This window comes from Kitasatospora sp. NPDC036755, assembly GCF_040636595.1.
Classification (GTDB): Bacteria; Actinomycetota; Actinomycetes; order Streptomycetales; family Streptomycetaceae; genus Kitasatospora.
In genome coordinates, this window is sequence record NZ_JBEZUT010000339.1 from 1 (window position 1) to 9,226 (window position 9,226).

11 protein-coding genes, 1 pseudogene and 1 riboswitch are annotated in these 9,226 nt (G+C 73.9%); of the genes and pseudogenes, 7 read left to right on the forward strand and 5 right to left on the reverse strand.

What is annotated here, in order from left to right:
- The 4 genes from AB0E96_RS34075 to AB0E96_RS34090 all read left to right on the forward strand — a co-directional run.
- On the forward strand, positions 1-747 hold a 747-nt coding region (locus tag AB0E96_RS34075), incomplete at its 5' end, for an AAA family ATPase (RefSeq protein WP_359829668.1).
- A 101-nt stretch (positions 748-848) separates the two neighbouring features.
- Positions 849-1,658 carry a DNA-formamidopyrimidine glycosylase family protein gene (locus AB0E96_RS34080; protein WP_359829669.1) on the forward strand — a complete coding sequence of 270 codons (810 nt, stop codon included), beginning with the start codon at positions 849-851 and terminating at the stop codon, positions 1,656-1,658.
- Positions 1,659-1,806: 148 nt separating this feature from the next.
- Positions 1,807-2,133: a putative quinol monooxygenase gene (locus AB0E96_RS34085; RefSeq protein WP_359829670.1), complete on the forward strand. Its 327-nt coding sequence runs from the start codon at positions 1,807-1,809 to the stop codon at positions 2,131-2,133.
- A 69-nt stretch (positions 2,134-2,202) separates the two neighbouring features.
- Positions 2,203-4,218 carry an AAA family ATPase gene (locus tag AB0E96_RS34090; RefSeq protein ID WP_359829671.1) on the forward strand — a complete coding sequence of 672 codons (2,016 nt, stop codon included), beginning with the start codon at positions 2,203-2,205 and terminating at the stop codon, positions 4,216-4,218.
- A 51-nt stretch (positions 4,219-4,269) separates the two neighbouring features.
- Here AB0E96_RS34090 and AB0E96_RS34095 read toward each other — a convergent pair whose 3' ends face one another.
- Complete coding sequence (locus AB0E96_RS34095) at positions 4,270-5,943, reverse strand: hypothetical protein (protein ID WP_359829672.1); 1,674 nt, start codon at positions 5,941-5,943, stop codon at positions 4,270-4,272.
- 79 nt (positions 5,944-6,022) lie between these two features.
- Complete coding sequence (locus tag AB0E96_RS34100; RefSeq protein WP_359829673.1) at positions 6,023-6,406, reverse strand: metalloregulator ArsR/SmtB family transcription factor; 384 nt, start codon at positions 6,404-6,406, stop codon at positions 6,023-6,025.
- A gap of 81 nt (positions 6,407-6,487) precedes the next feature.
- Positions 6,488-6,699: riboswitch (cobalamin riboswitch) on the forward strand.
- 30 nt (positions 6,700-6,729) lie between these two features.
- Here AB0E96_RS34100 and AB0E96_RS34105 point away from each other — a divergent pair.
- Entirely contained in the window at positions 6,730-7,845 is a 1,116-nt protein-coding gene (locus AB0E96_RS34105; protein ID WP_359829674.1) for a HoxN/HupN/NixA family nickel/cobalt transporter, read from the forward strand.
- Positions 7,846-7,955: 110 nt separating this feature from the next.
- Here the strand turns inward: AB0E96_RS34105 and AB0E96_RS34110 are convergent, their stop codons facing one another.
- Both AB0E96_RS34110 and rpmG read right to left on the reverse strand, forming a co-directional pair.
- On the reverse strand, positions 7,956-8,204 hold the full coding sequence (locus AB0E96_RS34110) for a type B 50S ribosomal protein L31 (RefSeq protein WP_359829675.1): 249 nt from the start codon (positions 8,202-8,204) through the stop codon (positions 7,956-7,958).
- A 56-nt stretch (positions 8,205-8,260) separates the two neighbouring features.
- Positions 8,261-8,425 (reverse strand): 50S ribosomal protein L33, encoded by a 165-nt coding sequence (rpmG, locus tag AB0E96_RS34115; protein ID WP_359829676.1) that lies wholly within the window; start codon positions 8,423-8,425, stop codon positions 8,261-8,263.
- A 140-nt stretch (positions 8,426-8,565) separates the two neighbouring features.
- Between rpmG and rpmB the strand changes: the two genes are divergently transcribed.
- A complete protein-coding gene (gene rpmB / locus AB0E96_RS34120; RefSeq protein WP_359829677.1) occupies positions 8,566-8,802 on the forward strand; it encodes a 50S ribosomal protein L28 in 237 nt (78 codons plus the stop codon).
- Positions 8,802-9,107, forward strand: coding sequence for a 30S ribosomal protein S14 (gene rpsN, locus AB0E96_RS34125; protein WP_359829678.1), 306 nt, complete (start codon positions 8,802-8,804; stop codon positions 9,105-9,107). Before rpmB ends, rpsN begins: the two co-directional genes overlap by 1 nt.
- Here rpsN and AB0E96_RS34130 read toward each other — a convergent pair.
- Positions 9,046-9,226, reverse strand: a pseudogene (locus AB0E96_RS34130) (hypothetical protein); the annotation flags it as partial. The gene rpsN and the pseudogene AB0E96_RS34130 sit on opposite strands and share 62 nt — an antisense overlap.

A 9,226-nucleotide genomic window follows, 5' to 3' on the forward strand; every position in this document is an offset into this window, starting at 1 on the left:
GCTCCCGGACCCACCGCTCCCACCGCTCCCACCGCTCCCGGGCCCGGTCCCGGGCCCGCCGCCCGTCCGGCTCCCGCGGCCGCTCCGGCGCCGGGCGCGCCGGTGCCCGCCGGAGGCACCGGGCACTTCGTCCTGCCGTCCGGCGCACCCGTCCAACTGCCCCTCCACTCGCCGCGGCAGCACGCGCCCACCGGGCCGATCGCCGTCCTGCTGATCGGACCGGCCGGGGCCGGCAAGACCACCGTCGCCCGCCACTGGGCCGAGCGGCGGCCCAGCCCGACCGCGCACATCAGCCTGGACGACGTCCGCGAGTGGGTGCAGTCCGGCTTCGCGAACCCGCAGTCCGGCTGGAACAACGCCTCCGAGGCGCAGTACCGGCTGGCCCGCCGAACCTGCGGCTTCGCCTGCCGCAACTACCTGGCCAACGGCATCTCCTGCATCATCGACGACGCCGTCTTCCCGGACCGCCCGGCGATCGGACTCGGCGGCTGGAAGCGGCACATCGGCCCCGGGATGATCCCGGTCGTCCTGCTGCCCAGCCTGGACTCGGTGCTGCACCGCAACGCCCGGCGCAGCGGCAACCGCCGCCTCGGGGACGAGGAGGTGGCCCGCATCCACGGGCGGATGGCCGGCTGGTACAACTCCGGGCTGCCGATCATCGACAACTCCGCCCTGGACGTCGCCGGCACGGCCGCCGAGCTGGACCGCGTCATCCTCGCCCGGCTGATGGGCATGCCGGTCCGCTGACCCGCGACCGGACCGCCGCCGGCCTGCGGCGTCGTGGAGCTGTCGGTGCCGGCTGCGATGATGGACGGGTCCTGTCACAGCGCCCGGAGGAGCTGACGCCCGTGCCCGAAGGCCACATCATCCACCGTCTCGCCGGCGAGAACCGGAAGGCCTTCGGCGGCCGGCCGGTGCGGGTCTCCAGCCCGCAGGGCCGGTTCGCCGACGAGGCCAAGGTGATCGACGGGCAGCTGCTCACCGGCGCGGAGGCCACCGGCAAGCACCTCTTCCTCGGCTTCGAGGAGGGCGCCTGGGTGCACGTCCACCTCGGCCTCTACGGCGGCTTCACCTTCGGCACCGGCCCGGCGCCCGAGCCGGTCGGGCTGATCCGGCTGCGGCTGGAGAACGAGGACGGCTACGCCGACCTGCGCGGCCCCAACACCTGCGCGCTGGTCACCGACGCCCAGAAGGCCGCCGTCGCCGCCCGCCTGGGCCCCGACCCGTTGCGCGCCGACGCCGAGCCGGAGGCCGCCTGGCGCCGGATATCGGGCAGCCGGACGACCGTCGCGGCGCTGCTGATGGACCAGAAGGTGCTGGCCGGGGTGGGCAACGTCTACCGGGCCGAGGTGCTGTTCCGGCACGGCATCGACCCGCACCGGGCCGGGCGCGACCTCACCCGCCGGGAGTGGGACGCGATCTGGGCCGACCTGGTCGCCCTGATGCGCGAGGGCGTCACCGCCGGCCGGATCGACACCGTCCGCCCCGAGCACACCCCCGAGGCGATGGGCCGCCCGCCCCGGGTGGACGACCACGGCGGCGAGGTCTACGTCTACCGGCGGGCCGCCATGCCCTGCCTGGTCTGCGGCACCGACGTGCGGACGGAGGAGCACGCGGCCCGCAACCTCTTCTGGTGCCCGACCTGCCAGGCGGCGTGAGCCGGGCCGGACTCCGCCGCGCGGTGCCCCCGTGTCGCAGACAGCCGTTCTGACCTGCGACGATGGACGCGGCGCTCGCCGATGCCCGGCAGCCTGCCGCCATCCGTACCGCCATGTGCGAACGTGGCCACCCCCGAAAGGACGTCCCATGATCTTCATCACGGTCAAGTTCCCGGTCCGCCCCGAGCGCGCCGACGAGTGGCTGGGCCTGGTCGACGAGTTCACCCGGGCCACCCGCCAGGAGCCCGGCAACCTCTTCTTCGAGTGGTCCCGCAGCGTCGACGACCCGAACGAGTTCGTCCTGGTCGAGGCGTTCCGCGACGGCGACGCGGGCAAGGCCCACGTGGAGTCCGCGCACTTCGTCAAGGCCATGGAGGAGCTGTCGTACGCGGTGGCCGCCAAGCCGCGGATCGTCTCGACCGAGATCGCCGGCATGGACGGCTGGGCGGAGATGGGCGAGATCACCCCCCGGTGACCCGAGTGCCCCTCCGGCCGGGTGCCCAGCCCGTAGGCTGGGGCCCGGGCGGTCGGAGGGAGCAGGCGGATGGAGCGGCGCGAGGTGGTCAACACCGTGTCGGGCGCCACGGTGGGCGGCCACGTGGTCCAGGCCGGGAGCATCGGATCGGTGCACCTCCACCACCAGCCGCCGGCGGTGCCGAGGCCCCGTCAGGTGCGCGCGCCGCACGGCCCGTTCGTCAACCGTGAGCCGGAGATCGCCGCGCTCGGCGCGGCACTGCGCCGGGTCGAGGAGGGCGGGCTCGGGATCGTGGTGTTCACCGGTCTCGGCGGGGTCGGGAAGACCGAGCTGATCGTCAAGTTCACCGAGGACCACCGGGAGCACTTCCCGGACGGGGACCTCTACGCAGACCTGAAGGCCTACCGGCACCAGGGCGGGGTGGACCTCCCCGAACTGCTGGCCGGTTTCCTGCGCGCGCTCGGCACCGAGCCCCCGGCCGTGGAGGCCGAGCGGTTCACGGCGTTCCGCACCGCCACCGCCGAGCGCCGGTGCCTGTTCTTCCTCGACAACGTCGAGCACGCCGCCGAGGTCCGCGCGCTGCTGCCCGCCCGCGGGCTGGTGGTGGTCGCGAGCCGGCGACGGCTGCCCGCGCTGCGGACGGACGGCGCCGAGGTGCGCCGGCTCGGGCCGCTGAGCGCGACGGCCGGGGCCGAACTGGTGCGCGGCTGGGTGGGCTCCGGGCGGGGCACGGACGGGGAGCTGGCGGAACTGGTCGAACTGTGCGGCGGGCTGCCGCTCGCACTGAACGCGGTCGGGAGCCAGCTGCTGGACCGGGACAACCTGCCGGTCGGCCGGGTGGTGGCCGAACTCCACGACCGGGAGGGCGGGTTGGCGATGCTGGAGGACGAGGACAACAACGACCTCGGCGCGACCTACGACCTGGTCTACGAGCGGCTGTCGGCGCAGGGCCGGGAGCTCTACCGGCTGATCGGGGTGCACCCCGGCCCCTTCGTGTCCGCCGGACTGGCGCGCGCGGTCGGTGTCGAGCGGGCCGAGCGGGCGGTCGGGGAACTGCGCGACGTCCACGTGCTGGACGAGGTGCTGGACGGCGACGAGGGGGAGGACCGCTACCGCGCCCACGACGTGGTGCGGCTGCACGCCTACGGCCGGGCGCGGGAGCTGCCCGACCGCGCGGCGCTGCTCGCCGGAGTCGTGGCGTACTACCGGGGCCGGGCGTCGCTCGCGGACCGGACGATGGCCCCAAAGCGCCTGCGCCTGCAGGCCCCGAGCGGCGGCGAACTGCCCGGCTTCCCCTCCGAGACCGCGGCCCTGGAGTGGCTGTACGCCGAACGGGCCAACTTCCGCGCGGTGGTGGAGGAAGCGGCCAGGCAGGGGTGGCACGGCGAGGTGTGGCGGCTCTGCGAGTCGCTCTGGCTGCTGTACCACGACCGGAAGCTCTACCAGGACTGGATCGCCACCCACCGGCTCGGCATCGAGTCGGCGCAGTGGGACAACCGGCCGGACGCCGTGGTCCGGATGCGCAACCAGCTCGCCCGCGCCCATCTCGACCGCAAGGAATTCCCGCTCGCCGCCGAGCAGTTGGCGCTGGCCACCGAGCAGGTGCCGCTGGTGGCCGACCGTCAGGTGGTCGGGGTGCTCTACGAGACCGACGGCCTGTTCTGCCTGGCCGACGGCCGTCCGGCGGACGCGGTGGAGCGGTTCACCCTGGCCCTGGCGGAGAACCGCGGGGACGAGCACGGCGAGATCGTCCAGAGCTACCACCTCGCGCAGGCGCTGATCGCCGACGGCCGCGCGGAGCAGGCGCTGACCCTGTTGGCGGGGGCCACCGCCCTGGCCGAGGACACCGGGGACAACGACATGCTGATGAAGCTGCCGCTGGTCCGGGCCCGGGCGCACCGGGCGCTCGGACAGCTGGACCTCGCCGTCGCCCAGGCCGAGGACTGCGCCCGGCGGGCCGAGGAGCGCAGCCAGTACGCGAAGGAGGCGCAGGCCCACACCCTGCTCGTCGCCCTCGCCGAGGAGTCGGCGAACGAGGAGCTGGCGGAGCGCAGCCGCGAACGGCTGCGGCAGCTGGCCGAGTAGGGCCCGGCGCCGGGGCTGCGGCGCGCCCGGGGACGAGCGGCAGGGCGGGCCCTACGGTCCGGTGCGGAAGGACACCCGGGTGCGGTGCTCGCCGGTGCGGACGGTCAGTCCGTGCGCGGGCAGGCCGGCCTGGTCGCCGCCGTCGGCGAGCCAGCAGGCCACGGCGGAGCCGAGCAGCAGCGGGTCGACGGCGAGGTCGGAGTCTCCCCAGCCCGGTTCGGCGCGGGCCTCCAGGAGCAGACCGGTGCGCAGCCGGAGCAGGTGGCGGGCCGGGCCGAGGGCGGCCACCGCGACGGTCAGGCCGGGGAGTTCGGCGGCGCGGTCGGCGAGCCAGCGGGCGGCGGGGAGTTCGGCGTGGGCCTCGGTGCGGGCCAGGACCTCGGCGGTGTAGCGCAGGGCGTCGCCCGGGTGGTCGTCGGTGAGGGCGTGGAAGCCGCGCGGGGTGTGGTCCTTCGGGTCGAAGGGGTAGCGCCGCAGGCTGACTTCGGTGCCCTCGCTCCTGCCCTCGACGTCGTACGCGGTGGGCCGCTCGGTGGCCGGGGGGTGCGGAACGGGCCTGGGGTAGGGCGGCAGGGTCGGCTCGTCCCCGGGTTCGTCCAGTCCGTCGAGGAAGGAGTAGAGCAGCGGGCGCAGCAGCCGGGCGGACTCGCCGCGGTGCGCGAGTGACCGGTCGGTGATGGAGCTGAGGTCGGCGGGCTCCTCGGTCAGGGCCCGTTCGACCTGGGCGGCGAGGTCGCCGTCGGGGTCGAGGGCGGGCGCGGCCTGGCCGAAGGCGTAGCTGGGGGAGCGCGGGTCGAGTTCGGCGGCGCCGGTGGCGACGAGCAGGGTGCGCCGGTTCAGGGCGGCGCCGTAGAAGGTGACGGAGCCGTGGTCGCCGATCACGCAGTCGGCGGCGACGAGTGCGGCCTGCCAGCCCTGGTGGGGCGGGATCAGGCGCAGGCCCATCCGGCAGGCGGCGTCGAGCAGCGCCTCGGGGTCGTGGCGGCTCCACACGTTGGGGTGCAGGACGACGGCCACCGTGTACTCGTCGGCGGGGAGTTGGCGGACCAGCCGCTGGGGCAGGTCGGGGCGGCGGCCGAAGGAGGAGTGCGCGCTCCAGGTGGAGCTGAGGACGACGAGCCGTCGGCTGCCGGTGGCGCCGAGCGCGGCACGGTAGCCGTCGCGGGAGCGTCGGCTGCCGAGCATCCGGTCGAAGCACGGGTCGCCGACGACCCGGGCGACGTCCAGGGCCTCGGGGCAGGAGATCCGCAGGCGGTCCAGCTGTTCGGGGTGGGAGAGGCCGAGGACGTCCACGAACACCCTTCCGCGGTGGGTGAGTTCGTTGCGGGACAGGCCGGCGGCGCTGACCGTGTCGCCGGTGGACTCGGTGACCAGTCGGTTGTAGCCGGCGCCGTGCGGGAGGACGACGAGGCGGGCGTCCAGGCGGTGCATGGAGGAGTGGACGGCGCAGGAGACGGCCAGGTCGAAGCGGAGGCGGACGGCCTCCTCCCAGTCCAGCACGGTGAAGCCGGGCAGGCCGTGCAGGTACTCGTCCAGGGCGCGGTCGGCGAAGGCGGAACCGGGGTTGACGGTGAAGTACCGCTCGACGCCCTCCGGGCTCAGCAGGCTGAGGACGTCCAGGACCCGGGTCGCCGAGGTGAGGGTGCGGGCGACCGCCAGCACGCGGGCCTTGACCGGTTCGGTGTTCCAGCGGTCGGCGGGCCAGGCGTGGGGGTGGGACGGCACATCATGATCGTACTGGCCGGGGCGGCGTCCGGCGCGTCCTTCCGGGGAAGGACGCGCTCCGGGGTGGGCCGAGCCGGGGTCAGCCCGTGGCCGCGCCGGGCTCGTGGTGCTCGGCGGCGGCGCACTCGTCGAGGATGGGGCGCATGGACTCGTCCACGAGCCGGTAGCGCACCACTCGTCCGTCCCGGTCGCCGGTGACCACGCCGGCCGTGCGGAGCAGCCGCAGGGCCTGGGAGACGGCGGGGTCGCGCATGCCGGTGGCCACCGCGAGGTCGGTGACGGCGAGGGGGCCGGCCCGGTGGAGGGCGAGCAGCAGGGCGAGCCGTCCGGGGTCGGCGAGCAGCGAGAAGCGCTCCGCCCAGGACCGGACGTGTGCCGGGTCGCCGATCGCGGCGATGGCTTCGCAGACCCGGTGCCCGTCGATGGTGCGGTGGCCCGCGCGGTCGGCCGGTACGAGATGCATGCGGACATTCTCGCAGGCGGCGGCCTGTGATCCTGGACACCTGCGCAGGTGCGCAACCTTGCACGGGTCGGGGCGCGGCCCTACGGTGTTCCCCGCCGTGGTGCTCGGGAAGACCGGTGACGGACCCTCAGGGGTCCCAGCCCGGAGCGGCCCTCGCCACTGTGATCGGGTCGTTCCTCCGCATGCGGAGGAGCGTCGTCCGTCCCCACGAAGCCACTGGGCGCCCCACGCCCGGGAAGGCGGGTACGGGTGTCCCGTAAGCCAGGAGACCGGCCACGGCATCTCACGAGGTTTTCCACGAGGTGCTGGAGCGTGATCCGCAGATGACCCTGCCCGAAACCGTTGCCGACGGGCCGAACACGGCCCCTTCCGCACTGCCCGCCTTCAAGTGGCGGCGCGAGGACACCGTCCGTACGGCGGGGCTGATGGCGGTGATCGTGGCCATGCACGTGGTGGCCTTCGGCACGCTGATCTTCCTGGTCGCGCCCGAGAGGTACGCGGTCGGTACCCAGGTCTTCGGGGTGGGCCTGGGCATCACCGCGTACACCCTCGGCATGCGGCACGCCTTCGACGCCGACCACATCGCGGTGATCGACAACACCACCCGCAAGCTGATGGCGGACGGCAAGCGGCCGGTCTCGGTGGGCTTCTGGTTCGCCCTCGGGCACTCCTCGATGGTGGTGCTGATGGCCGCCCTGGTGGCGGGCGGCGCGCAGCTGGCGAACACCCTGATGGACGACGAGTCGCCCACCCACAAGTGGCTCGGCGTGGTCGGTACGACGGCTTCCGGTGCCTTCCTCTACCTGATCGGCGCGCTGAACCTGGCGGCGCTGCTCGGCATCCTCAAGGTGTTCCGCTCGATGAGGGCCGGGAAGTTCGACGAGAAGGAGCTGGAGGCGCACCTCGACTCGCGCGGCTTCATGGCCCGGGTGCTGAACCGGGCGACCCGCTCGATCACCCGGCCGGGGCAGATGTTCCCGGTGGGCATGGTGCTGGGCCTGGGCTTCGACACCGCGACCGAGGTCACCCTGATGGTGATGGCCGGCTCGGGTGCGGCCTCCGGGCTGCCCTGGTACGCGATCGTCTGCCTGCCGCTGCTGTTCGCGGCCGGGATGAGCCTGTTCGACACCCTGGACGGGACGTTCATGAACTTCGCGTACCAGTGGGCCTTCGCCAACCCGGTGCGGAAGGTGTACTACAACCTGACCATCACGGGTCTGTCGATCGCGGTGGCCTTCATCATCGGCACCATCGAGCTGGTCGGGGTGCTGCACGAGAAGCTCGACCTGACGGACCCGGTCACCGGGTTCATCGCGGACATCTCGCTGGACAACGTCGGCTACGCCATCGCCGGGCTGTTCGTGGTCGTCTGGGTGATCGCCATCGGCTACTGGAAGCTCGCCCGGGTCGAGAAGCGCTGGACGCCCGGGAACCCGTGACCCGGGCGGCCGCCGGTGGGCCCGACCGGCCCGGTGCCGCCGCCGCGCCGCAGGCACGCCGAGACGGCGCCTCCCCGGACGGGGGGAGGCGCCGTCGGCGTTCTCCGGGGTCAGTGCCGGTCGCCGTAGCGGCGGCGGAACTGCTCGACCCGGCCGGCGGTGTCCAGCACCCGGGACTGGCCGGTGTAGAAGGGGTGGCTCGCCGAGGAGATCTCGACGTCGATCACCGGGTAGGTGTTGCCGTCCTCCCACTCGACGGTGCGGTCGCCGGTGGCGGTCGACCGGGTGAGGAAGGCGAGGCCGCCGACCTTGTCGCGGAAGACGACCGGGCGGTACCTGGGGTGGATTCCGGACTTCATGAGGGGCTCCTCTCGGGTCGGGCTTGGGTGGTCGGACCGGTCGGACCGGCCGGGGGTCAGCGCTCCTCGCGGAAGTCGACGTGCCGGCCCGCGGCCGGGTCGTACTTGCGCAGGACCATCCGGTCCGGGTCGTTGCGGCGGTTCTTGCGGGTCACGTACGTGTAGCCGGTGCCGGCGGTGGAGCGGAGCTTGATCACCGGGCGCAGTTCGCTGCGGGCCATCGGGTGTCCTCCTGGGCTCTGGGGTGTCGGTTCCCGGGTCTCGGGCCGGGTGCTGGGAACCGTACACCGAAATGGATGTCATTTTCATCTGGTGTAACGTGAGCCCGGTCCCGCCCATTCCCGGACGCCAGGGAGCACCCATGTCCGCCCACTGCCAACTCACCGGGCGCCGTCCCGGCTTCGGCAACGCGATCTCGCACTCGCACCGCCGTACGCCCCGCCGCTTCGACCCCAACATCCAGCGCAGGCGCTACTGGCTGCCCGGCGAGGGCCGGTACGTCCGGCTGACGCTGAGCGCCAAGGGCATCCGCACCGTGGACGCGATCGGCATCGAGGCCGCCGTCGCCCGCATCCGCGCCCGGGGGGAGAGGGTCTGATGGCCAAGCGGAGCAAGATCGCCAAGAACGAGCGGCGGCGCGCGACCGTCGCCCGCCACGCGGAGCGCCGCGCCGAGCTCAAGCGCGTCATCGCCCACCCCGGCACCGGCCCCGCCGAGCGCGCCGCCGCCCGGGCCGAACTCGCCCGCCAGCCGCGCGACGCCAGCGCCACCCGCGTCCGCAACCGGGACGCCCTGGACGGCCGGCCGCGCGGCTACCTGAGGGCCTTCGGCCTCTCCCGGGTCAACCTGCGCGTCCACGCCCACGCCGGACACCTGCCGGGCGTCCGCAAGGCGAGCTGGTGAGCGCCGTGGACGGCACCAGGCTGCTCTTGTCGTACGTGCCGCCGCAGGTGATCAGCCGGAGTTGGGCGTCCGGGGTCCTGCCGTACACCTTCGCGTCGGGGAAGGCGTTCTTGGCGAAG

Coding starts and splice junctions, on each gene's coding strand:
- AB0E96_RS34110 (WP_359829675.1), bottom strand. CDS start 8,204: ATGAAGTCCGGAATCCACCCCAGGTACCGCCCGGTCGTCTTCCGCGAC.
- AB0E96_RS34105 (WP_359829674.1), top strand. CDS start 6,730: ATGACCCTGCCCGAAACCGTTGCCGACGGGCCGAACACGGCCCCTTCC.
- rpsN (WP_359829678.1), top strand. CDS start 8,802: ATGGCCAAGCGGAGCAAGATCGCCAAGAACGAGCGGCGGCGCGCGACC.
- rpmB (WP_359829677.1), top strand. CDS start 8,566: ATGTCCGCCCACTGCCAACTCACCGGGCGCCGTCCCGGCTTCGGCAAC.
- AB0E96_RS34085 (WP_359829670.1), top strand. CDS start 1,807: ATGATCTTCATCACGGTCAAGTTCCCGGTCCGCCCCGAGCGCGCCGAC.
- rpmG (WP_359829676.1), bottom strand. CDS start 8,425: ATGGCCCGCAGCGAACTGCGCCCGGTGATCAAGCTCCGCTCCACCGCC.
- AB0E96_RS34090 (WP_359829671.1), top strand. CDS start 2,203: ATGGAGCGGCGCGAGGTGGTCAACACCGTGTCGGGCGCCACGGTGGGC.
- AB0E96_RS34100 (WP_359829673.1), bottom strand. CDS start 6,406: ATGCATCTCGTACCGGCCGACCGCGCGGGCCACCGCACCATCGACGGG.